This is a genomic window from Cytobacillus praedii, from assembly GCF_001439605.1.
GTDB classification, from domain to species: Bacteria; Bacillota; Bacilli; order Bacillales; family Cytobacillaceae; genus Cytobacillus; species Cytobacillus praedii.
Genome location: NZ_LMBX01000013.1, coordinates 25,431 through 51,301 on the forward strand (window position 1 = coordinate 25,431; position 25,871 = coordinate 51,301).

27 protein-coding genes are annotated in these 25,871 nt (G+C 39.3%); 25 read left to right on the forward strand and 2 right to left on the reverse strand.

Annotation, left to right across the window (positions count from 1 at the left end; translation table 11 throughout):
* Positions 1–113 precede the first annotated feature (113 nt).
* Positions 114–1,067 carry an NAD(P)H-dependent flavin oxidoreductase gene (locus ASU02_RS14475; RefSeq protein WP_057764807.1) on the reverse strand — a complete coding sequence of 318 codons (954 nt, stop codon included), beginning with the start codon at positions 1,065–1,067 and terminating at the stop codon, positions 114–116.
* 214 nt (positions 1,068–1,281) lie between these two features.
* Between ASU02_RS14475 and ASU02_RS14480 the strand changes: the two genes are divergently transcribed.
* The 6 genes from ASU02_RS14480 (at position 1,282) to ASU02_RS14505 (ending at position 6,041) form a co-directional block, all read left to right on the forward strand.
* Complete coding sequence (locus ASU02_RS14480; protein WP_057764809.1) at positions 1,282–2,043, forward strand: tRNA threonylcarbamoyladenosine dehydratase; 762 nt, start codon at positions 1,282–1,284, stop codon at positions 2,041–2,043.
* 245 nt (positions 2,044–2,288) lie between these two features.
* The gene (locus ASU02_RS14485; protein WP_057764811.1) at positions 2,289–3,074 is read left to right on the forward strand and encodes a hypothetical protein; all 786 of its coding nucleotides are present in this window, start codon (positions 2,289–2,291) and stop codon (positions 3,072–3,074) included.
* A 4-nt stretch (positions 3,075–3,078) separates the two neighbouring features.
* On the forward strand, positions 3,079–3,453 hold the full coding sequence (locus ASU02_RS14490; RefSeq protein ID WP_057764814.1) for a GntR family transcriptional regulator: 375 nt from the start codon (positions 3,079–3,081) through the stop codon (positions 3,451–3,453).
* 1 nt (position 3,454) lies between these two features.
* Positions 3,455–4,147, forward strand: a complete 693-nt coding sequence (locus tag ASU02_RS14495) for an ABC transporter ATP-binding protein (RefSeq protein WP_057764816.1) — start codon at positions 3,455–3,457, stop codon at positions 4,145–4,147.
* Between the two features lie 15 nt (positions 4,148–4,162).
* Entirely contained in the window at positions 4,163–5,089 is a 927-nt protein-coding gene (locus ASU02_RS14500; protein WP_057764818.1) for an ABC transporter ATP-binding protein, read from the forward strand.
* Positions 5,082–6,041, forward strand: coding sequence for an ABC transporter permease (locus ASU02_RS14505; protein ID WP_057764820.1), 960 nt, complete (start codon positions 5,082–5,084; stop codon positions 6,039–6,041). The genes ASU02_RS14500 and ASU02_RS14505 overlap by 8 nt, the downstream gene beginning before the upstream one ends.
* A gap of 30 nt (positions 6,042–6,071) precedes the next feature.
* Here the strand turns inward: ASU02_RS14505 and ASU02_RS14510 are convergent, their stop codons facing one another.
* Positions 6,072–7,337, reverse strand: coding sequence for a replication-associated recombination protein A (locus tag ASU02_RS14510; protein ID WP_057764822.1), 1,266 nt, complete (start codon positions 7,335–7,337; stop codon positions 6,072–6,074).
* A gap of 151 nt (positions 7,338–7,488) precedes the next feature.
* Between ASU02_RS14510 and ASU02_RS14515 the strand changes: the two genes are divergently transcribed.
* The 19 genes from ASU02_RS14515 to ASU02_RS14595 all read left to right on the forward strand — a co-directional run bounded on the left by ASU02_RS14515 (position 7,489) and on the right by ASU02_RS14595 (position 25,870).
* Positions 7,489–8,169: a YczE/YyaS/YitT family protein gene (locus tag ASU02_RS14515; RefSeq protein WP_057764824.1), complete on the forward strand. Its 681-nt coding sequence runs from the start codon at positions 7,489–7,491 to the stop codon at positions 8,167–8,169.
* Entirely contained in the window at positions 8,169–8,588 is a 420-nt protein-coding gene (cymR, locus tag ASU02_RS14520) for a cysteine metabolism transcriptional regulator CymR (protein WP_057764826.1), read from the forward strand. Before ASU02_RS14515 ends, cymR begins: the two co-directional genes overlap by 1 nt.
* Positions 8,589–8,677: 89 nt before the next feature.
* Complete coding sequence (locus tag ASU02_RS14525) at positions 8,678–9,820, forward strand: cysteine desulfurase family protein (RefSeq protein WP_057764828.1); 1,143 nt, start codon at positions 8,678–8,680, stop codon at positions 9,818–9,820.
* A gap of 31 nt (positions 9,821–9,851) precedes the next feature.
* Positions 9,852–10,967 (forward strand): tRNA 2-thiouridine(34) synthase MnmA, encoded by a 1,116-nt coding sequence (gene mnmA / locus ASU02_RS14530; RefSeq protein WP_057764830.1) that lies wholly within the window; start codon positions 9,852–9,854, stop codon positions 10,965–10,967.
* Positions 10,968–11,242: 275 nt separating this feature from the next.
* A complete protein-coding gene (locus ASU02_RS14535) occupies positions 11,243–11,905 on the forward strand; it encodes a tetratricopeptide repeat protein (RefSeq protein WP_057764833.1) in 663 nt (220 codons plus the stop codon).
* 37 nt (positions 11,906–11,942) lie between these two features.
* On the forward strand, positions 11,943–14,351 hold the full coding sequence (recD2, locus tag ASU02_RS14540; protein WP_057764836.1) for an SF1B family DNA helicase RecD2: 2,409 nt from the start codon (positions 11,943–11,945) through the stop codon (positions 14,349–14,351).
* 157 nt (positions 14,352–14,508) lie between these two features.
* Entirely contained in the window at positions 14,509–14,676 is a 168-nt protein-coding gene (locus ASU02_RS26695) for a hypothetical protein (RefSeq protein WP_165571530.1), read from the forward strand.
* A 96-nt stretch (positions 14,677–14,772) separates the two neighbouring features.
* On the forward strand, positions 14,773–15,246 hold the full coding sequence (locus tag ASU02_RS14545; RefSeq protein ID WP_057764838.1) for a PRC-barrel domain-containing protein: 474 nt from the start codon (positions 14,773–14,775) through the stop codon (positions 15,244–15,246).
* Between the two features lie 12 nt (positions 15,247–15,258).
* Positions 15,259–15,450: a hypothetical protein gene (locus ASU02_RS14550; protein WP_053477116.1), complete on the forward strand. Its 192-nt coding sequence runs from the start codon at positions 15,259–15,261 to the stop codon at positions 15,448–15,450.
* 34 nt (positions 15,451–15,484) lie between these two features.
* A complete protein-coding gene (locus tag ASU02_RS25915) occupies positions 15,485–15,610 on the forward strand; it encodes a YrzQ family protein (RefSeq protein ID WP_328155347.1) in 126 nt (41 codons plus the stop codon).
* 88 nt (positions 15,611–15,698) lie between these two features.
* Positions 15,699–16,781, forward strand: coding sequence for an AI-2E family transporter (locus ASU02_RS14555; RefSeq protein ID WP_057764839.1), 1,083 nt, complete (start codon positions 15,699–15,701; stop codon positions 16,779–16,781).
* A gap of 453 nt (positions 16,782–17,234) precedes the next feature.
* The gene (gene alaS / locus ASU02_RS14560) at positions 17,235–19,868 is read left to right on the forward strand and encodes an alanine--tRNA ligase (protein ID WP_057764841.1); all 2,634 of its coding nucleotides are present in this window, start codon (positions 17,235–17,237) and stop codon (positions 19,866–19,868) included.
* 339 nt (positions 19,869–20,207) lie between these two features.
* Positions 20,208–20,474 (forward strand): IreB family regulatory phosphoprotein, encoded by a 267-nt coding sequence (locus ASU02_RS14565; RefSeq protein ID WP_053477113.1) that lies wholly within the window; start codon positions 20,208–20,210, stop codon positions 20,472–20,474.
* 3 nt (positions 20,475–20,477) lie between these two features.
* Positions 20,478–20,894: a Holliday junction resolvase RuvX gene (ruvX, locus tag ASU02_RS14570; protein WP_057764843.1), complete on the forward strand. Its 417-nt coding sequence runs from the start codon at positions 20,478–20,480 to the stop codon at positions 20,892–20,894.
* A gap of 13 nt (positions 20,895–20,907) precedes the next feature.
* Positions 20,908–21,201, forward strand: a complete 294-nt coding sequence (locus ASU02_RS14575; protein WP_053477111.1) for a DUF1292 domain-containing protein — start codon at positions 20,908–20,910, stop codon at positions 21,199–21,201.
* A 364-nt stretch (positions 21,202–21,565) separates the two neighbouring features.
* Positions 21,566–22,693 carry an endolytic transglycosylase MltG gene (mltG, locus tag ASU02_RS14580; RefSeq protein WP_057764845.1) on the forward strand — a complete coding sequence of 376 codons (1,128 nt, stop codon included), beginning with the start codon at positions 21,566–21,568 and terminating at the stop codon, positions 22,691–22,693.
* A 219-nt stretch (positions 22,694–22,912) separates the two neighbouring features.
* Positions 22,913–23,551, forward strand: a complete 639-nt coding sequence (locus ASU02_RS14585; protein WP_057764847.1) for an O-methyltransferase — start codon at positions 22,913–22,915, stop codon at positions 23,549–23,551.
* 5 nt (positions 23,552–23,556) lie between these two features.
* Complete coding sequence (locus ASU02_RS14590; RefSeq protein ID WP_057764849.1) at positions 23,557–24,486, forward strand: peptidase U32 family protein; 930 nt, start codon at positions 23,557–23,559, stop codon at positions 24,484–24,486.
* Positions 24,487–24,601: 115 nt separating this feature from the next.
* Positions 24,602–25,870, forward strand: a complete 1,269-nt coding sequence (locus ASU02_RS14595; RefSeq protein ID WP_057764852.1) for a peptidase U32 family protein — start codon at positions 24,602–24,604, stop codon at positions 25,868–25,870.
* Position 25,871: the final 1 nt, after the last annotated feature.

Here is a 25,871-nt window from a genome sequence, read left to right on the forward strand (position 1 = left end):
CAGAAGTTAAAAAGCTACAAGACGGTAACGAAAAAAGGCAAAACGTTCCCGCAAGGAGCCANAAAATCAACAATACCGTAACAAAAAGTAAAATGTTCCCGTAATGGTATGACTTACCAGGCAGCTCTATACTCTGATGTAATTGAATGGATGATTTCCCGGACTGGCAAGATTTTTTTAATTTCCGCCACTCTGGATCCAGCAAATATTAAGCCGTTTTCAACATCTCCACCAACTGATTTCAGCAGAGAGTCTAAAGTACAAAAGCGATAGGAGCAATTTTTTAGGCAATCATGGCATTTTTCAATTTTTAATTTACCTGAACCTGAAATTAAATCAGTAAATTTATTTTTTATCGCTCTTCCCTGTAGTCCAACAGTTGTTTTAACTAAAATGGTATCTTCCTCATTGGCGTGCACATATTTTTCCTTAAAGGCGAGTGGAGCATCACATTCCTCACTGGCAACAAATCTAGTTCCCATCTGAACACCTGATGCTCCCAGCCGGATAGCCTTAGCTACGTCCTGCCCTGTCAATATCCCCCCAGCAGCGATTACAGGGATATTTACTGCTTCCACTACTTCAGGAAGAATTTCAAATAGCGGCCGGTCTGTACCAAGATGTCCCCCTGCTTCATGTCCTTCCACGACAACTGCAGCAGCACCTAATCTTTCCGATAGTCTAGCTAGCTTGGCTGATGATACGATTGAGAGAACAGGAACATCATATTCCTTCCCCCAAGCGTACATATCACGAGAAATACCAGCGCCTGATATGATAAAATCTACTTTTTCTTCGAGTGCAGCCTTCATTTTTTCTGCAAAATCATTCATAGCAAATAGAACATTCACACCAATATAGCCGGTATCATTTATAAGCTTCTTTGCCCTTCGAATGTGGAAGCGCAATTCTTCTGTAGAAATCCCAGTACCTGAAATAATTCCAATTCCACCTGCATTGGCAACGGCTGAAGCCAGCCCGCTAAGTGATATGCCAACCCCCATCCCTCCTTGAAGGATTGGAACTTTTGGCTCCATATGTCCAATTTTTAATTGCGGTAAGCTCATACGATTTCCCCATTTCTTCCCATATTTTTCATCCCCGCCTAAGCGTATCACCCGAAGAAAAAATATAATAGTGACAACTGTCATCTGGTCATAACAGTTAGTATAAAAAATTTTTGGATCTTGTAGATGCTTATTTTTTTCAAAAAGTATGATATATTCATTATCGGGAAAAAAATAAGGGAATATCATTTTAAAAGGTATGGAGTTGAGATAGATGTTGCATCAATTTTCACGAAATGAATTGGCTTTTGGCAAGGAAGGCCTTGAAATAATGAAAAACAGTACGGTAGCTGTTCTGGGAGTTGGCGGAGTAGGAACCTTTGCAGCTGAAGCGTTAGCTCGTTCAGGAGTTGGAAGATTAGTGCTTGTTGATAAGGACGATGTAGATATTACGAATGTGAATCGGCAAATCATTGCCTTGCTTTCAACCATTGGGCAGCCAAAGGTTGATTTAATGAAAGAAAGAATTAAGGATATTAATCCAGAATGTGAAGTTATTGCATTGAAAATGTTTTATACAGAAGAAACCTATGAACAGTTTTTCGAGCATGGACTTGATTTTGTCATTGACGCATCAGATACAATATCCTATAAAATCCATTTAATGAAGGAATGCTTAAAGCGAAATATTCCAATTATTTCAAGTATGGGTGCCGCAAATAAAATAGACCCAACGAGATTTCAAATTGCAGATATTTCAAAGACGCACACAGATCCAATTGCAAAGGTTATTCGTACCCGCTTGAGAAAAGAGGGGATAAGAAAAGGAATTCCAGTCGTTTTCTCTGATGAAAGCCCGATTGTCATTCGGGAGGATGTTCGTAAGGTAGTTGGAAAGGAAGATGCGGAAATCCGCAAAGCAAAAATGCCTCCTGCATCTAATGCCTTCTGTCCATCAACAGCGGGCTTAATCATGGCAAGCTATGTGACTAGAGAACTGTTAAAAGATATTAAAATTTATCGTGTGAATGATTAATATTTATGAGAATGCAGCCTGGCTAGTAATAGCCGGGCTTTTTTGCTGTTAAAAAGGAGTGCAAAATAGCCTTGACCCTGCAAAAATACCTGCAGTTTTGCAAGAATAAGCAGCGTTTTTGCAAATGTATTGACAATTAGCATTTAAAAAATACCAAGAATATGTAAATTTCTAATTGACGAACAATATGTTTCAGTGTACTATGTTACTAGAACACTAAAACGCTGACACGGAGGTCGGAATATGTGAAAGTTTTTAAAGGATTGTTCTATAAAGAATTAAAACTTACGAAAAATTGGTTTATGGTTGGAATCGCATTATTAATATTGGGCATTATAGTCGGCTTAGGCTTAACGAAATATTTCAATGAGCCAAATATATTTGCTGCTATAACGGTCATGATTTTAGTGGGGCATGGGCTTTATTTGCCGGCATATCTTCTTACTTCTCTTAATATCGAAGGTCAGACTCAGCTATGGCTTCATAATCCAAACAGAGGGGCTGTTCTTTTTCTAGCCAAACTAGCAGCTGGGTTTGTTTTATATGCCGTATCTTTTTTTATGGCACTAGTTGTTGCGTTATGGGGACTAAGTCATGCGGTAAATGCGGAAAGTCTGTTTAGTTTGACCGGTGGACCTGCCCTCAATATTACCTTAATAGGACTGGGAATTACGCTTGGTACCATTTTCCTTGGAGTTTGGGTTTTATTTTATTGGTCCTTGTTTCATTCATTGAAAAAGGTTCCATTCTTGCGCTCTATCCGTTGGCCTATCGTTATTGGCACTTGGCTTCTACTTACTGCAATAGGCAACTATGTGAGCAATCTCCCCATGTATCAAAAACTGAAAAACATAGGGGTTATTAAACTCAATGCATATTCGATTGAGTTTAAAGCTGGGAAAACTTCAGCTTCTGCTGGATTTGTAGACAATGCTGAACTATCAATAATGAACGGGATCATTTATACGGTTATAATTTTTGCTGTTTTTTATGCTGCTGTATGGCTGCTTGAACGGAAAGTTGAGGTGTAGCGTCATGGTTGAGGAATTCCAAGCATCAAAGCCCATTTATATGCAAATTGCTGACAAAATAAATCAGCAGATTATCCGCGGGGAATTATTGCCGGGAAACAAACTTCCTTCAGTTCGTGAAATGGCAGTAAAGTCGGGGGTTAATCCAAATACGATTCAAAGAACATATAGTGAATTGGAGAGGATGGAAATCGTGGAAACGAGACGAGGACAAGGAACGTTTGTAACAGAGAATGAAGGGATGCTTCATCAATTAAAGCTCCGTATGCAAATGGACATCATTGAATCGTTTGTTAAAAACATGAAAGAACTTGGACTAACAGAAGAGGATATGGTCTCTGGCTTAAAAAGATACTTTATTGGAAAGCGGGAGATTTAAGATGATTGAATTCAAGAATATATCTAAAAAATATGGACGGGATTCGGGATTAGATGATGTATCCTTCGCGCTTGATAAAGGGAAAATTTATGGTTTAATCGGTCCAAATGGAAGCGGAAAATCAACCACATTAAAAATGATAGCTGGCTTAGTCCGTCCTACTAAAGGCACAGTTCTAGTTAGAGGAAAAGCAGTCGATAGAAGAATTGCGAAAGATGTTGCCTATTTATCTGAACTGGATATGTTCTATCAGCCTTTTACGGTAAAAGATATGATTGACTTTTATGCATCGCAGTTTGAGGATTTTCGAATAGATCGTGTGAACGAATTACTTGCATTTATGAAGCTGGATCCTGACAAAAAGCTAAAGCAATTGTCTAAAGGGAATCGAGGGAGATTAAAACTAGTGCTTGCATTGGCGAGAGAGACATCCGTTTTGCTCTTAGATGAACCTTTTTCTGGTCTTGATCCAATGGTAAGAGATTCGATTGTAAAAGGGTTACTATCCTATATTGATTTTGAAAATCAGACAGTAGTCATTGCAACCCATGAAATCGACGAGATTGAACCGCTTTTGGATGAGGTACTAGCCATTAAAGATGGAAAAGTGATTGATCGGCAAAATGTGGAGGAGTTAAGGGAAACAAAAGGTTTATCGATTATTCAATGGATGAAGATGACTTTTAAAGAGTGAGAGGAGAAAAAAACAATGGATACCCTCGTGGAAATTCAAAATGTAACTAAAACAATAAAGGGCAGAACGATTATTGATTCTCTGAGCTTTAATGTTAACAAAGGGGAAGTATTTGGCTTCCTAGGCCCAAATGGTGCTGGAAAAACAACAACAATTCGAATGATTGTCGGTCTGATTGGCATGACCTCTGGTGATATTAAAATCCTTGGTCACAGTATTAAAACAGAGTTTGAGCAGGCAATAAAACATGTTGGCGGTATTGTGGAAAATCCAGAAATGTATAAGTTCATGAGCGGATATCAAAATCTTGTTCATTATGCCAGAATGTCTCAGGGAATTACAAAAGAAAAAATTGCTGAAACAGTAGAGTTCGTAGGTCTTACTGATCGCATTCATGACAAAGTAAAAACGTATTCCCTTGGTATGAGGCAGCGGCTTGGCTTAGCTCAATGTCTTCTTCATGATCCGAAAATCTTAATCCTTGATGAACCAACGAATGGCTTGGATCCAGCTGGTATCCGCGAAATCAGGGACCATGTTAGAAAGCTGGCGAGAGAAAAGGATATGGCAGTCATCGTATCAAGCCATTTGTTATCTGAAATGGAAATGATGTGCGACCGTATTGGAATCATTCAACAGGGGAAGCTCATCGATGTTCAGCTTATGACTGATTTTGTTCAGGGGAATGAGAAGATTTATGAAATTGAAGTAGAAGGGAAAGAGGCAGCATCCCGAATAGTAAAAGACATGTACCCAGATAGTAGAGTTCAACTAACTGAAAATGGCATTGCTTTGCCGCTAAAGAAAGAGAAAGTACCCGAAGTGATAAAAAGACTGGTTAACCAGGACATACAGATTTATGGAGTGAAGGAAGTAGCGAAGACATTAGAAGATCGTTTCCTTGAGGTTACTTCACAAAAGGGGGGACTTATTCATGATTAAATTGATTCAAAACGAATGGATGAAAATATTTAAAAGGACGGGAACGTATGTCATGATCGGGCTGCTCCTTTTCGTATTAATCGTTATGGGCGGCTTTATTAAATACCAGGATAGCAAAGGAAGTGTTCCGGACAATTCTGAGTGGAAAAAAGGTCTTCAAGTTCAGAATGAAAGCTATCAAAAAGAATTAACTGAAATGGGAGATGCGATTCCTCAGGAAGTAAAGATTAGCTATGAAAGAGAAATTGCTATAAACAAATACAGAATTGAAAATGATTTATCACCAAATGAAGAGTATACGGTTTGGGGCTTTTTAACAGATACTTCACAGATGATTGAATTTGCAGGATTATTTACGATCATCATTGCAGCGGGAATTGTTGCCAGTGAATTTAACTGGGGAACGATCAAGCTGCTTTTAATAAGACCTATTAAACGAGGAAAAATATTAGCGGCAAAGTATTTGACAGTCTTGCTATTTGGTTTATTTATGCTTTTTATCCTGTTCGCTTTTTCTTCGATTCTAGGTATGGTTCTCTTTGGTTTTCCTAATGATCCCGTGCCATATTTGAATTACTATAATGGTACTGTTACAGAGCAAAGCATGCTTCTGCACCTAATCAATTACTTTGGATTAAAGTCCATTAATATGATTATGCTTGCAACCATGGCATTCATGATATCTGCTGCATTTAGAAATAGCTCATTAGCAATCGGCTTGTCTCTTTTCCTAATGTTTATGGGCGGCCAGCTTACAAGATTAATTGCAATAAAGTACGAATGGGCAAAATATATTCTTTTTGCAAATACAGATCTTCTTCAATATTTTGAGGGTGCCCCAATGGTAAAAGGAATGACATTAGGTTTTTCAGTCACAATGATCATTGTGTACTTCCTGCTGTTTCAAGCTATTGCATTTTATGTATTTAAGAAGAGGGATGTTGCTGCATAGTATAAGGGATGGCGTCTGCCATCCCTTTTCTCATTTCATAATCTTGCTATAAATTATTGCTAGAGCCTGTTCGAATTTCCCTGTCTTTTTCGGCTCATAATAGGTTTTATTTTTCAAACGGTCAGGCAAGTATTGCTGTTTCACCCAGCCGCCTTCGTAATCATGAGGGTATTTATATTCAATTCCCCTTCCAAGCTCTTTGGCTCCCTTATAATGGGCGTCTTTTAGGTGGTCAGGCACTTCTCCGCTCCTGCCAGCTCTTATATCTGCCAGCGCTGCATCTATGGCCATAATCGCTGAATTGGATTTTGGCGATAAACATAATTCAATGACAGCATTTGCAAGTGGAATCCTTGCTTCAGGAAATCCGATTCGTTCAGCTGTTTCGATAGCAGCTAGTGTTCTTGCTCCAGCCTGCGGCGAAGCAAGTCCAATATCTTCATAGGCAATTACGATCAATCTCCTTGCGATGCTTTGCAGATCTCCTGCTTCAATTAGTCTTCCTAAATAGTGCAATGCGGCATTTACATCACTGCCGCGAATCGATTTCTGGAAGGCAGATAGGACATCATAATGTGCGTCCCCGTCTTTGTCATGTGACAGACTCTTTCGCTGCATACATTCCTCGGCAGATTGCAAATCAATGCAGATAATGCCAGAATCATCTGGCTCAGTAGATAAAACAGCTAGCTCTAATGCGTTTAAAGAGCTGCGGACATCTCCGTTCGAAGCGGTTGCAAAGTGTGTTAGCGCATCTTCACTAATATTGACATGTTTTTCTCCTAATCCATATTCACTATCTCCAAGTGCTCGTAGGAGCGCCTCTTTAATATTTTCTACAGATAAAGGCTTTAATTCGAATATTTGACAGCGGCTTCTAATCGCAGGATTAATCGCATGGTATGGATTGCTGGTCGTTGCACCAATTAATGTAATCATTCCATTTTCTAAGTAAGGAAGCAGAAAATCTTGTTTTCCTTTATCCAGCCGGTGAACCTCATCAAGAAGAAGAATGACCTTCCCAGACATTTTTGCTTCTGCTGCAACGACTTCCATATCCTTTTTGTTGTTTGTTACGGCGTTAAGTGTACGAAAAGCATAGCTTGTACTTCCGGCAATGGCACTTGCAATGGATGTTTTGCCAATTCCAGGGGGACCGTACAGAATCATCGAGGACAGCTGTTTCGCTTTAACCATCCGATGAATAATTTTGCCTTCAGCTACAAGATGCTCCTGACCGATGATCTCTTCAATTGACCTTGGGCGCATTCGAAAGGCCAGCGGTTTAATACTCATTTCTATCACTCCAAAACGTTCAAATATTAATAAAATAAACATACCATATTCCATGTCTCGGCAAAATGATAAAGCTGAGTAAATATGTTATAATTACAAAAGTCTATCTAATTACTAAGAATAAATCTTTCATAGCGGGGAGATAAAGGTAATGTTTACGAAAAAAAGCGGTCAAATTGGTGCACGGTTTATTGTGTATTTAACTGGTCTTCTCGTTATGAGCCTAGGGATTGTATTATTGATTATAGCCGATTTAGGCGCAACACCCTGGGATGTTTTGCATGTTGGCCTGTATTATCAGCTTGGGCTGACAATTGGAAGCTGGTCAGTGATTGTCGGCATATTGATTCTGACTGTTGCCTCACTCATTTCAAAAGAGTTCCCGAAAATGGGTGCTTTTTTAAATATGGTTTTGATTGGTGTTTTTATTGATCTTTATTTATTGCTGCCGTTTATGCAGACTCCCTCTTCGTTAGCTGGACAAATCGTGATGTTTCTGTGCGGGATTATTATCTATTGCTATGGCATGGGCATTTATATTTCAGCCCAGTTTGGAGCAGGTCCAAGGGATAGTCTGATGATTGCCTTAACATCGAAAACAGGATGGAAGGTTGGCCGTGTTCGAAGCTTTATGGAGGTGATCGTCCTCATTATCGGATGGCAGCTCGGGGGTCCCGTATTTTGGGGTACAGTGATCATTGGTTTAGCAATCGGACCATTGGCAGGGAAAGCATTGCCCCAATGTCAGATGGCAACAGACCGATTCTTAGCAAGATTAAATAAGCAAGTATATACAACGATTGGTAAAGAGAAGGATAGAGGTGTAAGTTGATGAAAATATCGACAAAAGGACGATATGGATTAACGATTATGATTGAATTAGCAAAAAAGCACGGGGAAGGCCCGATCTCATTAAAATCAATTGCACAGACGAATAATTTGTCTGAGCATTACCTAGAACAGCTCATTGCCCCTTTAAGAAATGCCGGTTTAGTAAAAAGTATCCGCGGTGCTTACGGTGGCTATGTTCTTGGAGATGTGCCAGCCAATATTACTGCCGGCGATATTATTCGAGTGCTAGAAGGGCCAATTAGTCCTGTTGAAGGCATTGAAGATGAAGAACCTGCGAAGAAACATCTTTGGATGCGTATTCGCGATGCTGTGAAAGATGTACTGGACAATACAACAGTTGAAGATTTAGCCAACTATAAAGATGATGGCGATTCAGATGGGTATATGTTTTATATTTAATCTGAAATTGGTTCAGATAAATGAATGTTCAACAAATTTGCAAATACGAACTCACTAGCAGTGTAATTCATATAAGAAGGTGAAATAAATTGGAACGGATTTACGTTGACCATGCGGCTACGTCGCCCATGCATCCAAAAGTGATTGAAAGAATGATGGAGATAATGGGTTCAGAATTTGGCAATCCGTCTAGCATCCACCATTTCGGCCGCAAGGCACGTCATATTATTGATGAAGCCCGTTCGGAATTAGCGAAAAGCATCAATGCTGAACCGAATGAGATTATTTTTACAAGCGGGGGAACGGAAGCGGATAATCACGCCATTTTTGGGGTGGCAGAATCGTACGGAGAGCATGGAAAACATATAATTACCACGCAAATAGAGCATCATGCCGTTCTGCATGCATGTCAAAAATTAGAAACTATTGGATTTGAAGTTACTTATCTGCCAGTTGATCAAGAGGGAAGGATCCAGGCGGCGGATGTTGAGAAAGCACTAAGAGATGATACAATCCTTGTGACGGTCATGTATGGAAATAATGAGGTTGGAACAATTCAGCCTATTAAAGAAATTGGAAAAATCCTTGCTGAACATCCCGCTATTTTTCATACTGATGCGGTCCAAGCATATGGGTTGGAGAAAATAAATGTAAAAGAATATGGAATTGATTTATTATCTGTTTCCGCCCATAAAATAAATGGGCCAAAAGGGATCGGATTTTTATATGCCAATAAAGCTGCGAAGCTTTCTCCGCGTTTATTTGGAGGGGAGCAGGAAAGAAAAAGACGTGCTGGAACAGAAAATGTTCCTTCTGTTGCCGGTTTCTTAGAAGCTGTTCGAATCAGCCAGCAGGAAATGGAAAACAAGGTAACGATGTATCAAAAGTTTAAGACAGCTTTTCTGAAAAAATTAACAGAAAATCAAATTGAGTTCAGTCAGAACGGATCACTTGATTATTCATTGCCTCATGTTTTAAACTTAAGCTTTCCTGGAACAAATGTGGAGGCCATGCTGGTAAATCTGGACTTGGCAGGTATTGCTGCATCAAGCGGTTCGGCATGTACAGCAGGTTCAATTGATCCATCCCATGTGCTTGTTGCCATGTTTGGACAGGGAGACGATCGCCTGCAAAATTCAATCCGGTTTAGTTTTGGGCTTTCTAATACACTGGAGCAGATTGAACAGGCAGGAGAGGAAACGAGTAAAATCGTGAAGCGATTAACTAAATAGATTATTTTAATAGGAAACGTGGTGAAATGAAATGAATAAAGCACCGAAGGATACCCGCGTTGTTGTTGGGATGTCAGGGGGAGTCGATTCCTCAGTTGCAGCACTTCTTCTAAAAGAACAAGGCTATGATGTGATTGGTATTTTCATGAAAAATTGGGATGATACCGATGAGAATGGCGTTTGTACCGCTACAGAGGATTATGAAGATGTGATTCGTGTTTGTAATCAAATCGGCATTCCTTATTATGCTGTTAACTTCGAAAAGCAATATTGGGATAAGGTCTTTACTTATTTCCTTGATGAGTATAAGGCTGGAAGAACGCCAAATCCCGATGTGATGTGTAATAAAGAAATTAAATTTAAGGCATTTCTTGAGCACGCAATGAATCTTGGTGCAGACTATTTAGCTACTGGTCATTATGCTAGAGTGGAACATCGCGATGGTGAGGTTAAAATGCTTCGCGGGATCGATGAAAATAAAGACCAGACGTATTTCTTAAACCAATTAAGTCAGGAACAGCTTGAAAAGGTAATGTTCCCAATTGGAAATATTGAAAAGTCTAAAGTCCGGGAGCTCGCAGCAGCAGCTGAGCTTGCAACTGCAACGAAAAAGGATAGCACAGGTATTTGTTTTATTGGCGAGAGGAATTTTAAAGAATTCTTAGGCAACTATCTTCCTGCACAGCCAGGGAATATGGAAACCTTTGATGGGAAAGTAATGGGCAAGCATGATGGGCTCATGTATTATACAATTGGACAGCGTCATGGATTGGGTATTGGCGGATCAGGAGAACCTTGGTTTGCCATTGGTAAGGATCTCAAGAAAAATGTCCTTTATGTTGGACAAGGCTTTCATAATGAAAAGCTGTACTCACATTCCCTAACAGCCGTTAATGTTGGATGGGTTTCAAATAATGAGATGCCAAAAACATTTGAATGTACAGCAAAATTTAGATACCGCCAGCCAGATAATAAAGTAACTGTTGAGCAATTGGATGATAATAATGTGAGAGTAATCTTTAATGAACCAATTCGTGCGATTACACCAGGTCAGGCAGTCGTTTTCTACAATGGCGATGAGTGTCTTGGCGGAGGAACGATTGATGAAGTATATAAGGACGGAAAACGTTTAGATTATGTTGGATAAATAGACTGCCTCAATTCTATCAATTAGAGTTGGGGCTTCTTCATGGTTTTTAGAATCTAAATCCTTTGTACTTTGAAGAATGTCTGGCCAGCGTTATCGCCTATCGTCAACATCGGCCTGCACTCGCTTGCAGCGGTTCCATTATCTCTCATAAAAGGCGAGGGGCTAGGAGCAGAATCTAGGTTGCGGAGAACCTCTGCGATTGTATGGGGATGAGCAAGGCGCTTCTGCTTTTCTTATGCTATAATTTTGACAGAAGAATGGAGTGAAGTTAGATGGATCATAACCAATTAGGTATTCAATATATGCAAGAAGGAAAATGGGAGGAAGCAGCGAAGATTTTTATGGAAGCAATTGAAGAGAACCCGATAGATCCCGTTTCCTATATTAACTTTGGCAATGTTCTTTCAGCAGTCGGTGAGGTTGAAAAAGCGCTCAAATTTTACGAAAAAGCAATAGAATTGGATGAAAACGCAGCAGCTGCTTATTATAGTGCTGGTAATTTATATTATGAGCTTGAACAGTTTGAACAAGCAAAAAAAATGTTTGAGACAGCAATGAAAAAAGGCTTAGAGTCTGGTGATAATTACTTTATGCTTGGTTTGACCTTAGTAGCCCTTGAACAAGGAAAATTAGCGCTGCCCTATCTCCAAAGAAGCACTGAGCTTAATCCAAATGATGCGGAAGCATTTTTTCAATATGGATTATGTTTAGCACAGCTTAACTTTGTGGATGAATCTATTTTGCAATTTGAGCATTGTATTCACATTGATTCTAATCATGCAGATGCTTTTTATAATCTCGGAGTTGCCTATGGATTTAAAGAAGAAGTAGAAAAAGCTCTTGAATATTTCAATCAGGCACTTAAGATCCAACCGGACCATTTACTTGCTGGATATGGAAAGAAGCTAATTGAAAAGGGAAATTCCGACATCTGATCATTAGCAGGAATCACGAGGGAAAGGAGGAAAAATGATGGAGAAACAGGACTCCTTAGACTTGTTTGCTGAACAAGGGAAATACATAAAGGGAAAGCATCTCGTTACCATCTTTCATAATGAGCAAAACCTATATACGGTTTTGCGTATTCGGGTAGAGGAAACGAATGATCAGTATGAGGATAAAGAGGCAGTGGTAACTGGATATTTTCCGAAGATGCATGAACAGGAAACGTATATTTTTTATGGAGAATTGAAAGATCACCCGAAATTTGGAGTCCAGTTTCAGGCCAATCATTTTCGCAAAGATATCCCTCAGACGAAACAAGGTGTAGCAAATTATTTATCAAGTGAGCTGTTTAAAGGAATTGGAAAAAAGACGGCTGAAAGCATCGTTGAAACATTAGGGGAAAATGCGATTTCAAAAATTCTAAATCAGCCATCCCTGCTTGACCAAATTCCGAAACTTGCTCCGGAAAAAGCTAAAACCTTATATGATACGTTAATGGAGCATCAGGGACTGGAACAGGCAATGATTGCATTAAACCAGTATGGGTTTGGTCCACAGCTATCAATGAAGATTTACCAGGCTTATAAAGAGCAAACGATGGAAGTTATACAGAATAATCCGTATAAACTTGTTGAGGATATTGAAGGTATTGGATTTGGCAGAGCAGATGAACTAGGCTTTCAATTAGGGATTTCAGGAAGCCATCCAGATAGAATTAGAGCGGCATGTCTATACATACTTGAAACGGAAAGCATGCAGGCCGGACATGTGTACACGGAGGCAAGAGTACTATTGCCTAGTGTAAAAAGACTTCTTGAAGAAAATAAGCGTGACGGAATTGAGTTCGAAAGCATTTCTAATGAAATTGTTAAGCTTGGGGAAGAAGGGAAAATTATGATCGAAGATCAGCGATTGTATGTACCTTCCCTTTATTTTTCGGAAAAAGGACTAGTAACCAATATTAAACGGGTATTAAAGCAAACACAATATGAAGATCAGTTTCCAGAGTCAGAATTTCTGCTAGCATTAGGAAAATTGGAAGAGCGATTGAAGGTACATTATGCACCAACTCAAAAAGATGCCATCCAAACGGCCTTAATGTCGCCTATGCTCATATTAACAGGTGGTCCAGGTACGGGAAAGACAACAGTTATTAAAGGGATTGTTGAGTTATATGCGGACTTGCATGGCTGCTCATTAGACCCGAAGGATTATAAAAAGGAAGAGCCTTTTCCATTTATCTTAGCAGCTCCGACTGGCCGGGCTGCCAAAAGGATGACTGAGTCAACAGGCTTGCCTGCCTTAACGATTCATAGACTTCTTGGCTGGAATGGGACAGAAGGATTTGATCGGCATGAAGAAAATCCATTAGAGGGTAAAATTATCATTGTTGATGAAACTTCGATGGTTGATATTTGGCTTGCTAATCAGCTTTTTAAAGCAATTCCGGAAAATATGCAAGTTATATTAGTTGGGGATGAGGACCAGCTGCCTTCGGTTGGTCCTGGGCAAGTGTTAAAGGACTTACTTAATTCAGAACGAATTCCAACGGTTAAATTAACGGATATTTACAGACAGGCAGAAGGGTCATCGATTATTGAGCTTGCACATGAAATGAAAAAAGGAAGGCTCCCAGCGAATATTTCTGCCCAGCAGGCAGACCGCTCCTTTATTAAATGCAATCCTGGACAAATAGCAACTGCGATCGAAAAAGTAGTTTTAAATGCAAAGAAAAAGGGGTATACAGCAAAGGATATTCAAGTGCTGGCACCAATGTATAAGGGACCTGCTGGAATTGACCGTTTAAATGAAATTATACAGGAAATTTTTAATCCAAATGACGGAACAAGAAAAGAATTAGCTTTCGGGGACGTTAAATACCGAATTGGCGATAAAGTTCTTCAATTGGTGAATCAGCCAGAAAATCATGTTTTTAATGGGGATATGGGTGAAATTGTTTCGATTTTTTATTCGAAAGAAAACACGGAGAAGCAAGATATGGTTGTCGTTTCTTTTGATGGTGCCGAAGCAACCTATACACGTCAGGATTTAAATCAAATTACACACGCGTATTGCTGCTCTGTACATAAATCACAGGGAAGTGAATTTCCGATTGTTATTCTTCCCGTTGTTAAGAGCTATTACCGAATGCTGCGAAGAAACTTGCTTTATACTGCCATCACACGCAGTAAGCAATTTCTTATCCTATGCGGGGAAGAAGAAGCATTAAAGATAGGTGTTGAAAGAGCAGATGAGCAATCACGGCTAACGAGTTTAACTGAAAAGCTTAAAGAAGCACTTTCGGAACATTCCCCTGTAGAAAAAGAGCTTGATGGAGCATCTTTAACATATGAAGAGGAATTAATGAATACAGACCCGTTAATTGGGATGGAAAATATAACGCCGTATGATTTTATGGAAATAGAAAATACCTAAAAAGGACAGCCAATAAAGGCTGTCTTTTTTAGGTAGGCTCTTTTCTAAAAGATATTTGTTTTGTATCATCCATTTTGTGAACCCCAAAAAGCTTGGTTGATGGAACGGAGGTCAACCTCTCCTATCAATATTTTAATGAAAGAAAAGAGGTATTAATATGAGAAAATGGAATGAAGCTGCGGCTCCTAATAATAATTTAACCTCTGCGCAGATTCAAACATCTAATTTGATTAATAAAAAGCAGGAGCATGAGTTTTCTGAGGAGCTTTCAGATGGCGGTGAAAGGAACGAGAGGTTCAACAAACCAAGATATAATAAACATTAACCGCCTTTTTTGCTGGTGAGAATGGAAAGCGTTTCACGTTATTTTTCTTCAAAGTTGAAGCCAAACTAAGAATGTTCCGGGAAGGTGGGACTAACTTTGCGGACATTCTCATTATTAAAGGGACTTCCAGTTATTGAATTAAATAGCGGTGCCAAAATTGGCGAGGTTTGCGATATATGTATTTCTGGCAGTGGGGTTGTTAAAGGCTTGCTCGTTCGAAAAGGGGCTTTGCTGAAAAAAACGTTTCATTTGAATGTTCAAGATGTGTCTTCCTTTGGCTGGGACGGAGTTATGATCGTGGATCAAGCGATCATGACCCCAGTTAAAAAACCGCATGAATTTACATTTGAAGGAAGAAATCGTTTAACTGGAAAAACGATTATGACAAGCGAAGGAGAACGGCTTGGCTTATTAGAAGATGTATATTTTCAGGAAGAAGTGGGGACAATTGTAGGGTATGAATTATCAGATGGGTTCTTTGCAGATATGCTGGAAGGAAAACGCGTAATCAAAACCGAATTGCCCCCAGCAATTGGAAAGGACACCATCATCGTAAACGTTAAAGAGTGAGGTGTCTTTTCCATGCTGAAATGTCCCAACTGCCAGAGTAAGGATATCGGAAAAATTGGAATAAGCCAATATTATTGCTGGAGCTGCTTTATCGAGCTTTCTTTATCCAAAGGTGTAATTAATACACATCAGGTGGAAGAAGACGGAACATTAAGTTCACTTGATGATTTATTTGAAGAAGACGAACGCCGCTACCTTTTATAATTAATTAAAAATCGAGGTGAGACAATTGAATCGAGTGTTAACCTCAGCGATAGTTTTTGGTGCAGGAATGGCTGCATATGGCCTGGCACAAAAAAATAATCTAATGTCGGAACGGCAAATGAAGAAAATACAAAAAAGAATAACAAAGGCTTTGTTTTAAAAGAATAGGGGCTGACATCTTTAAGGTGTCAGCCCTTTTTGCATAAATCTGAATGCTTACACCCACAATAAGGATAGGAGGGTACAGTGTGGATATTCGATTAAAATGGTATTATCGATTGGGATTTCTCCTATTATTATTTATTGTCTTATTTGTTTTTTTAAAGCTTCAGCAACTATGGATGCCTATCTTAAAAATTATTATGGCTGTCTTTTTCCCTTTTATCATAGCTGCCTTCATTACCTATTTACTTCATCCGATTGTAAAAAAACTGCATGAAAGCGGATTACATAAAGGAGTAGCCGTTTTTTGCATTTATTTTCTTTTTTTCGGCGGGGTGGGTTTGGCATTCTATAAAGGAATTCCGGCATTTATTCATCAATTAAGAGACTTAACAGAAAATGCGCCGCAATTTGCCAATCAATACAGAGAGTGGATTGAAATCATACAGCATAAAACCTCTACTTGGCCGGATGGATTGCAAACTAGAATAGACGAAGGAATATTGGCTATGGAATCGGCTTTAGATAAACTCTTATCAAAAAGTGTAAACATATTATTAAGTATTTTAAATTACTCTTTAATCATCGCCATCATTCCTTTTATTTCTTTTTACATGCTAAAGGATTATGAATTAATGAAAAGAACTGTATGGTATATAACACCAAGAAAGTGGAGACAGGAAGGAATTCTTTTTTTGCGCGATGTCGATAAATCATTGGGAAGCTATATTAGGGGACAGCTATTAGTCTGTGTGACCGTGGGAGCCATATCTGCTTTGCTATTTTGGATTGTTGGGATGAAATATCCACTGCTGCTTGGCATGCTAATTGGCGTCACAAATGTTATCCCTTATTTTGGACCAATTTTTGGGGCCATCCCAGCTGTAATCATCGCTTCCACCATATCAGTAAAAATGATTATTATCTCAGTCGTTATCGTTTTTGTTCTCCAATTTGTTGAAGGCAATATTTTGTCGCCATTAATTGTCGGAAAAAGCTTGCATATGCACCCGCTTGTGATCATGCTGGCACTCCTTGCTGGAGGAGAAGCAGGAGGGGTGTTGGGACTAATTATAGCAGTCCCTATTTTAGCGGTAATTAAGGTGAGCTTGCTCCATGCAAGGGCCCATTTTGTAAAAGGATTAAACCCGAAATTTAACCGTTCTTGACAAATCTATTTTGAACTCGATATAATTCGACTATAATCAAAAGTATAAGTGTAACATGAAGAAGGAACGAGTATGTTATAGTCCATCTACGTGTCTAGCGAAAGTCGTCTAGCTCTCTTTGGTCTAAGCCAATCCAGCAGTAAGGTTATAGAATTTCTTACAGCAGGCTTGTCTTATGTATCCCTAAGGCTAATCGACGTAATTACGCTTTTCGCATCAGAAAGGGAATTCCTAGGCTGGAAGAATTCCTAGATGAAGGATAACAGAACGCTAATCCGGAGTGCAGTTAATTCCTGCCGTCTATCCGCGTTAAGGATTTGAGAGATGAATTGAAGGCAAATGTTTTTTTGAAGCTTTTCTATTCAAATCAGGGTGGTACCACGAATAGCTCTTCGTCCCTGTCCGGGAGGAGGGCTTTTTTTGTTGATAAAAATAACTTTAGGAGGCATATATATGAAACAATTATCTGGATCAGAAATTCGTCGTTTATTTTTAGAGTTTTTTAAAGAAAAAGGGCATGCAATTGAACCGAGTGCTTCACTTGTTCCGCATGAAGATCCTTCTTTGCTTTGGATCAATAGCGGTGTGGCAACCTTAAAGAAGTATTTTGACGGTCGTGTGATCCCTGAAAATCCAAGAATTACAAATGCCCAAAAATCTATCCGGACAAATGACATTGAAAATGTAGGTAAGACAGCACGCCATCATACGTTCTTTGAAATGCTTGGCAACTTTTCAATTGGTGATTACTTTAAGGTAGAGGCAATTGAATGGGCTTGGGAATTTCTAACAGAGGAGAAATGGATTGGTTTTGATAAAGAAAAACTATCTGTAACTATCCATCCAGAGGATAATGAGGCTTTCGATATTTGGCGACAGAAAATTGGTGTGCCTGAAGAAAGAATTATTCGCCTTGAAGGAAACTTCTGGGATATTGGGGAGGGTCCAAGTGGTCCAAATACAGAGATCTTCTATGATCGAGGACCGGAATACGGCAGTGATATAAATGATCCAGAATTATATCCTGGCGGTGAAAATGATCGATATTTAGAAGTTTGGAACCTTGTGTTCTCTGAATTCAACCATAATCCAGATGGCACATATACTCCGCTTCCAAAGAAAAATATTGATACGGGTATGGGACTTGAACGAATGGCTTCTGTCGTTCAAAATGTGCCAACAAACTTTGATACAGATTTATTTATGCCAATTATCCGTGGAACAGAAGAGATTTCAGGAGAAAAATACGGTGTGAATAAAGAAATAGATGTAGCATTTAAGGTTATTGCTGACCATATTCGTACAGTAGCCTTTGCAGTAGGCGATGGAGCGCTTCCATCTAATGAAGGACGTGGCTATGTATTGCGCCGATTACTGCGCAGAGCTGTACGTTATGCTAAGCAAATTAATATTAATCGTCCATTCATGTACGAGTTAGTCCCAGTTGTAGGCGAAATCATGAATGACTTTTACCCAGAAGTTAAAGCAAAAACAGAATTCATTCAGAAAGTAATTAAAAATGAAGAAGAACGTTTTCATGAAACACTACATGACGGCTTAGCGATTCTTTCATCTGTTATTAAAAAGGAAAAGGCATCTGGAAATGATATGATTCAAGGAGAAGATGTATTCCGTTTATATGATACGTACGGATTCCCTGTTGAACTAACAGAAGAATATGCAGAAGAAGAAGGCATGAAAATTGATCATGTAGGCTTCGAAAAAGAGATGGAGCTTCAGCGCGAACGAGCTCGTGCTGCTAGACAGGACGTTGATTCCATGCAAGTCCAAGGCGGTGTGCTCGGAGAGATTAAGGTTGAAAGCAAGTTTGTCGGCTATGATTCACTTGTAACTGAATCAAAAGTAGTGGCACTTATTAAAGATGGTCAATCAATTAATTCAGCAGAAGCTGGAGAAGAAGTACAGCTGATTTTGGATATCACACCATTCTATGCTGAAAGCGGAGGACAAATTGCCGACCAAGGTTTATTAGAGTCAGAAGGGCTAAGAGTAGCAATTAAGGATGTTCAAAAGGCGCCAAACGGGCAGAATCTCCACCGTGCAATTGTAGAAACAGGAAGCTTGAAAATTGACCAACAAGTTAAAGCTACGGTAAGTGAAGCAATCCGCTCAAAAGTAATTAAAAACCATACTGCCACACATTTGCTTCATCAAGCGTTAAAAGATGTGCTTGGAACGCATGTAAATCAGGCAGGATCACTTGTTGAACAAGATCGTTTACGTTTCGACTTCTCTCATTTCGGTCAGATCACTTCAGAGGAATTAGAGAAAATTGAAAGCATTGTGAATGAAAAAATTTGGCGCAGTATTGATGTGGAAATTGACTTTAAAAATATTGAAGAAGCAAAAGCAATGGGTGCGATGGCATTGTTCGGTGAAAAGTATGGGAAAATCGTCCGAGTTGTTCAAGTTGGCGACTATAGCCTAGAGCTTTGCGGCGGATGTCATGTACCAAATACTTCGACAATAGGATTATTTAAAATTTTATCTGAAAGCGGAATTGGAGCAGGTACTCGTCGTATTGAAGCGGTTACTGGAGAGGCAGCTTACCAATTATTAAATGATCAGATTGGTATTCTTAAAGAAGCTGCAGCGAAATTAAAAGCGAATCCGAAGGAAGTGGCATCAAGAATTGAGTCATTACTTGGAGAAATGAAGCAGCTTCAGCGTGAAAATGAATCATTAGCAGCAAAATTGGGTAATATTGAAGCTAGCAGCCTTGTGTCAAAAACGAAAGAAATCAATGGTGTAACAGTATTATCAGTAAAAGTAGCAGCAACAGATATGAATAACCTGCGCAATATGGCAGACGATTTAAAGAATAAGCTTAGCTCAGCAGTCGTTGTTCTCGGCAGTGTGAATGAAGGCAAAGTAAACATAATTGCGGGTGTCACAAATGATCTGATTGATAAAGGATACCATGCAGGGAAAATTGTAAAGGAAGTAGCTACACGATGCGGCGGAGGCGGCGGCGGCCGTCCGGATATGGCGCAAGCTGGTGGAAAAGACCCAGAAAAGCTCGAAAGTGCATTGAATTTTGTTGAAGAATGGGTCAAATCCGTTTGATAACCAGGCAAAGTAGTGTAGAATGAAAGAAAAGCGGAAGGCGCTTGGTCATCGGTGACAAGCATAAGACAAGCCGGCAAGGAGGTTGTACTTTAACCTTCTGGACGGATTGACTTATGACCTCGAGCCGATAGCGCCTGTAGCTGGACAAAGAAAAGCGTAGGTGGCTTGCTTAGGGGCGACAAGCATAAGACAGATCGGCAGGAAGGTTGTACTTTAACCTTCTGGACGAGATGATTTATGACCTCGAGCCCCTAGCCACCGTAGCTGGCCAAGAAAAGCGGAAGGCGCTTGCTCTAGTGCCCCGCTTAACGCTCAAACAAAAAAGAGGTGTAAAGTATGAGCTCATTTGATAAAACAATGAGGTTTAATTTTCCTGAAGAGCCAATCGAGCATGATGTGAATCAAGTGCTTTTCCAAGTATACGAGGCTCTTCAAGATAAAGGGTATAACCCAATCAACCAAATTGTTGGTTACCTTCTTTCTGGGGATCCTGCGTACATCCCCCGTCATAAGGATGCACGTAACATTATCCGCAAACTTGAAAGGGACGAAATCATCGAAGAGCTTGTTAAATCATACTTGAAGCAGCAGCGAAAGGGATAATGTATGCGGACGATGGGATTGGATGTCGGCTCGAAAACAGTCGGCGTAGCGCTAAGCGATGCATTTGGCTGGACAGCGCAAGGATTAGAAACCATAAAGATTAACGAAGAAGAAAATGAATTTGGTTTCGAACAATTAGGAAAAATTATTAAAGAGCATGAAGTAAGTAAAATCGTTGTCGGTTTGCCAAAGAATATGAATGGATCAATTGGTCCGCGCGGAGAAGCCAATCAAAAGTTTGCTGCAGAGCTTGAAAGGCTTTATCACTTACCTGTCATATTATGGGATGAGCGTTTGTCAACAGTGGCTGCTGAAAGAGTTTTGCTTGAAGCGGATGTCAGCCGTAAAAAAAGAAAAAAGGTCATTGATAAAATGGCTGCCGTCATGATTTTACAAGGCTTTTTAGATAGCAAAAATTAATGAGGTGAAGAAAATGGAACACGGAGAAAAAAATATTACAGTAGTAGATGAAGAGGGTAACGAGCAATTATGTGAAGTGCTTTTTACATTTGATTCAGAGGAATTCGGTAAATCGTATGTCCTTTATTATCCAATTGGTGCGGAAGAGGATGAAGATGGAGAAATTGATATTCATGCATCTGCATTTATTCCAAGCGATGATAATCAGGATGGTGAACTTATTCCGATTGAACCGGATGCCGATGAAGAGTGGGAAATGATTGAAGAAATGCTAAACGCATTTCTTGCTGAAGAGGAAGAAGAATAATATAGAAGAAAAACTGGCTTGTCGTCGGACAAGCCAGTTTTTTGTTTACCTAAGGAATTATAAAATCGTATGTTGCTGATAACTATTTGAAGAGCTGGTTTGCATTCAGCGCAAGCTTCCCTATTCCTTCGAGGTCACAAAGTCAATTCCGCAGAAAGGCAAAGGACACCTTCCTGAGAGGCATGCTTGGAGCTTACCTGGGGTGTCAAGTACTTGCACATTTGTGACTGTTTTCTTTGATTTTTGTATTATTTTGCGACTGCTAAAAGAAAATATAGTATAATAAGCCGAGATATAAAAAGAAATTGACAAGACATGTTTAAGCTGAAAATGTGAAGTATGCAGCTTGATTGGAGGGGAAATAGTGTCTCAAGAAAATAAAAAAGATAAAAGAGATATCGTTCGGCAAAAGATGATCGAGCGGCAAAGCGAAGCAAGATTAGTCCGAAAAATCGTTTTGATTATAGCAATTATTTTAGTTATTACTGTTGGGGCTATTGCGGGCGTAGGCTATTTTTATATTAAATCTGCCATCCAGCCAGTAGACCCGGATAATAAAAAAGAGAAAATAGTGGAAATACCAATTGGGTCATCATCCACAGGTATTGGAAAAATCCTGGAGAACAATGGAATTATTAAGGATGCCCGAATATTTAAATATTATGTTAAGTTTAAGAATGAAACAGGATTTATGGCTGGTGAATATACATTAAATCCTTCCATGACCATTCCTGAGATTATTAATAGCCTCAAAACTGGAAAGCTACAGGAAGAATTAGTTTTTAAATTAACTATTCCTGAAGGAAAGCAGCTTGAACAAATTGCAGGAATTATTGCGGAAAAGACAAATAGAAGTGCAGCTGAAGTAATGAAGCAGCTTAATGATCCATCAATGATTAAATCATTAATGGGGAAATATCCCGATCTCCTAACAGAGGATATTCTTGATAAAGATATAAAATACCCGTTAGAGGGATATCTATTTCCTGCAACCTATTCTTTTTATAAAGAAAATCCTACAATTGAAGAAATCATTACACCTATGCTGGACAAAACAGTTGATGTTCTCGATGAATACCGAATTGCCATGGAAGAACGCGGATTTTCTGTGCATGAACTATTGACCATTTCTTCATTAATTGAAGAAGAAGCAACGGAAAAAGTAGACCGCAATAAAATTGCAAGTGTGTTTTATAATCGAATGGAAACGGGAATGCCTTTACAGACTGACCCAACTGTATTATATGCACAAGGAGAACATAAAGATAAAGTTCTTTATAAAGATCTTGAGATCGATTCACCATACAATACTTATAAATATCCAGGTCTGACACCTGGCCCGATCGCTAACGCAGGTGTTGTCTCAATTGAAGCAGCTTTAGTACCAGATGAATCTGATTTCCTCTATTTCTTAGCCACTTCAACAGGTGAAGTTCTATTTTCGAAAACACTTGAGGAGCATAATCAGAAGAAAGCTAAACATATTCAATAAGTGATTAATGAAAGGGGAATGGATGAAACATTAGCATTCCCCTTTCATTTGTGTTAAAATAGTTCAAGTGTTTTATATTATTTTCGATAGCGTGACCCACGGTCGAGTAAGGATGACAGCTTTTAGAAGCTGAAAATGTGCAAAGGTCTTTGCATTACTAATTGTCCTCTTTCGTGAACGCTATTTTTTTCATGTCTAAATGATTGAGGTGATGGCAGCTTGGAAAATGAAAAGCTGCATGCTTATATAGAGGAAATTATACCTGCTAGGCCTGGATTATTCCAAATAATGGAAGTTTATGCAAAAGAAAATGGCGTACCGATTATGGAGCTTGTAGGAATTGAGGCAATGATACAGCTTTTGCGGATCCAACAGCCAAAAAACATTTTAGAGGTTGGTACGGCAATCGGATATTCTGCACTTCGAATGGCTGAAGCACTCCCTAACTGTAAAATTGTAACTATCGAACGAGATGCAGAACGTTATGAGCTTGCTGAGCAATTTATCTCAGAGGCAGGAAAGGAAGGACAAATTGTTATCATTAAAGGAGATGCACTTGAGGCTGAACCGCTGATAAAAGAGTATGGTCCTTTTCAGGCGATTTTTATCGATGCTGCAAAAGGGCAGTATCACCGTTTTTTTGAAATGTATTCTCAGTATCTTGATGATTTTGGGGTCATTATTACAGATAATGTTCTTTTTAAAGGACTTGTATGTGAGCCGGAAATTGAAAACAAACGTACACGCAATCTCGTGAAAAAAATTGATTCATTTAATAAATGGCTGATGAATCATCCTGACTTCTATACGACAATTTTGCCGGTAGGTGACGGGGTTGCGATTAGTAAAAAGAGGTGAATGAAATGTCAAAACCAGAATTGTTAGTTACACCCATTCGTGTGGAAGATATCATCCCGCTAGCTGAAGCAGGTGCGGATGCTTTTGTAATAGGTGAACAGCGTTACGGTTTACGTCTTGCAGGTGAATTTTTAAAGGATGATATAAAAAAGGCGATCGAGCTTGCCCATGAAAAAGGGAAGAAAGTATATGTCGCTATGAATGCGATCTTTCATAATGAAAAGATAGAAGAGCTGTCAGATTATATTGCATTCTTGCAGGACGCAAATGCCGATGCAGTTATTTTTGGTGATCCAGCAGTGCTTATGGCTGCTCGTGAAGCGGCACCCAATATGAAATTGCACTGGAGTACCGAAACAACGGGAACAAATTGGTATACATGTAATTATTGGGGCAGAAAAGGGGCAAAGCGTGCGATTCTAGCTCGTGAAATCAATATGGATGCCATTGTCGAAATGAAAGAGAATGCTGAGGTAGAAATTGAGGTACAGGTTCATGGGATGATGACGATGTTCCAATCTAAGCGTTCACTTTTAGGCAATTACTATGAATATCAAGGGAAAGTCATGGAAGTAGAAAATCGTAAGCAAGAACATAATATGTTTCTGCATGATAAAGAACGGGATAATAAATATCCGATTTTTGAAGATGAAAATGGAACACATATTATGAGTCCGAATGATATTTGTATCATTGACGAGCTTCAAGAAATGATTGAGGCAAATGTTGACTCATTTAAAATCGATGGAATCTTAAAAAGTCCTGAATATATCCTTGAAGTAACAAAGCGATATCGGAAAGCAATTGATCTTTGTGTCGAAGACCCAGATCAATATGATGATGTGAAGGACGAGCTATTAAGTGAAATAGAAGAAATTCAGCCTGCTAATCGTCCATTGGACACAGGGTTTTTCTTTAAAGAAACGGTTTATTAAAAATATCTAGTGCAAGCTGCCTAGTGATTGTCCACAGCCAATCCTCTAGAGAGGCTTGTCTATGCTAGCCCTAGGCTAAGCAAGGCGCTTGCGCGTTTAATTAGGAGGATTACCTATGACAGTAGTGGAAGATAAAATTTCCCAAATTGTGGACGGCAAAAGGGTAATCGTGAAGAAACCCGAATTGCTTGCACCAGCAGGGAACTTAGAAAAGTTGAAAATTGCCGTTCATTATGGCGCGGATGCTGTATTTATTGGTGGCCAAGAGTATGGCTTACGTTCAAATGCAGATAATTTTACATTTGAAGAAATGAAAGAAGGCGTAGAATTCGCCAAAAAATACGGTGCGAAAATATACGTGACAACAAATATTTATGCTCATAACGAAAACATTGATGGGCTAGAAGAGTATATGCTTGGGTTAAAAGAAGCAGGAATTGCGGGTATTATTGTAGCAGACCCATTAATTATTGAGACTTGCCGCAGAGTTGCTCCAGAAATTGAAGTTCATTTGAGCACACAGCAATCTTTATCCAACTGGAAAGCTGTACAGTTTTGGAAAGAAGAAGGACTAGAGCGTGTTGTACTTGCACGGGAAACAAGTGCAGAAGAAATTCGTGAAATGAAAGAAAAGGTAGATATCGAAATCGAAACCTTTGTTCATGGTGCGATGTGTATTGCTTATTCAGGACGCTGTACACTAAGTAACCATATGACAGCTCGTGACTCAAATCGAGGGGGCTGCTGTCAGTCGTGCCGCTGGGATTATGATCTCTTCCAATTAGAAGGGGAAAATGAGCTTCCTTTCTTTAATGAAGGGGATTCCCCATTTGCTATGAGCCCGAAGGATCTCAATTTAATTCAATCTATTCCGGAAATGATTGAGCTTGGAATAGACAGCTTAAAAATTGAAGGACGAATGAAATCCATTCATTATATTGCTACAGTTGTCAGCGTGTATCGGAAAGTAATTGATGCCTATTGTGCTGATCCGGCAAACTTCAAAATTAAGCAAGAATGGCTAGAAGAATTAGCGAAGTGTGCCAACCGTGAAACAGCTCCGGCATTTTTTGAAGGTGTTCCGGGGTATAAGGAGCAAATGTTTGGAAATCATAGCAAAAAGACGAATTTTGATTTCGTTGGCTTGGTTCTAGACTATAATTCAGAAACACAAATCGTTACACTTCAGCAGCGCAATCATTTTAAACCGGGGCAGGAAGTAGAGTTTTTTGGACCAGAAATTAAGAACTTTACCCACGTGATTGAAAAAGTTTGGGATGAAGATGGGAATGAGCTGGACGCAGCGCGGCATCCGCTTCAAATTGTTCAATTTAAGCTTGATAAACCGGTATACCCGAACAACATGATGCGAAAGGAGATTTAAC

Bases quoted from the DNA above. Each gene is read 5' to 3' on its own strand.
- ASU02_RS14515 (WP_057764824.1), top strand. From the start codon at position 7,489: ATGTTTACGAAAAAAAGCGGTCAAATTGGTGCACGGTTTATTGTGTAT.
- ASU02_RS14535 (WP_057764833.1), top strand. From the start codon at position 11,243: ATGGATCATAACCAATTAGGTATTCAATATATGCAAGAAGGAAAATGG.
- ASU02_RS26695 (WP_165571530.1), top strand. From the start codon at position 14,509: ATGAGAAAATGGAATGAAGCTGCGGCTCCTAATAATAATTTAACCTCT.
- ASU02_RS14480 (WP_057764809.1), top strand. From the start codon at position 1,282: ATGTTGCATCAATTTTCACGAAATGAATTGGCTTTTGGCAAGGAAGGC.
- ASU02_RS14595 (WP_057764852.1), top strand. From the start codon at position 24,602: ATGACAGTAGTGGAAGATAAAATTTCCCAAATTGTGGACGGCAAAAGG.
- recD2 (WP_057764836.1), top strand. From the start codon at position 11,943: ATGGAGAAACAGGACTCCTTAGACTTGTTTGCTGAACAAGGGAAATAC.
- ASU02_RS14495 (WP_057764816.1), top strand. From the start codon at position 3,455: ATGATTGAATTCAAGAATATATCTAAAAAATATGGACGGGATTCGGGA.
- ASU02_RS14500 (WP_057764818.1), top strand. From the start codon at position 4,163: ATGGATACCCTCGTGGAAATTCAAAATGTAACTAAAACAATAAAGGGC.
- ASU02_RS14475 (WP_057764807.1), bottom strand. From the start codon at position 1,067: ATGAGCTTACCGCAATTAAAAATTGGACATATGGAGCCAAAAGTTCCA.
- ASU02_RS14575 (WP_053477111.1), top strand. From the start codon at position 20,908: ATGGAACACGGAGAAAAAAATATTACAGTAGTAGATGAAGAGGGTAAC.
- ASU02_RS14550 (WP_053477116.1), top strand. From the start codon at position 15,259: ATGCTGAAATGTCCCAACTGCCAGAGTAAGGATATCGGAAAAATTGGA.
- ASU02_RS14505 (WP_057764820.1), top strand. From the start codon at position 5,082: ATGATTAAATTGATTCAAAACGAATGGATGAAAATATTTAAAAGGACG.
- ASU02_RS14565 (WP_053477113.1), top strand. From the start codon at position 20,208: ATGAGCTCATTTGATAAAACAATGAGGTTTAATTTTCCTGAAGAGCCA.
- ruvX (WP_057764843.1), top strand. From the start codon at position 20,478: ATGCGGACGATGGGATTGGATGTCGGCTCGAAAACAGTCGGCGTAGCG.
- mnmA (WP_057764830.1), top strand. From the start codon at position 9,852: ATGAATAAAGCACCGAAGGATACCCGCGTTGTTGTTGGGATGTCAGGG.
- ASU02_RS14510 (WP_057764822.1), bottom strand. From the start codon at position 7,337: ATGAGTATTAAACCGCTGGCCTTTCGAATGCGCCCAAGGTCAATTGAA.
- ASU02_RS14490 (WP_057764814.1), top strand. From the start codon at position 3,079: ATGGTTGAGGAATTCCAAGCATCAAAGCCCATTTATATGCAAATTGCT.
- cymR (WP_057764826.1), top strand. From the start codon at position 8,169: ATGAAAATATCGACAAAAGGACGATATGGATTAACGATTATGATTGAA.
- alaS (WP_057764841.1), top strand. From the start codon at position 17,235: ATGAAACAATTATCTGGATCAGAAATTCGTCGTTTATTTTTAGAGTTT.
- ASU02_RS14590 (WP_057764849.1), top strand. From the start codon at position 23,557: ATGTCAAAACCAGAATTGTTAGTTACACCCATTCGTGTGGAAGATATC.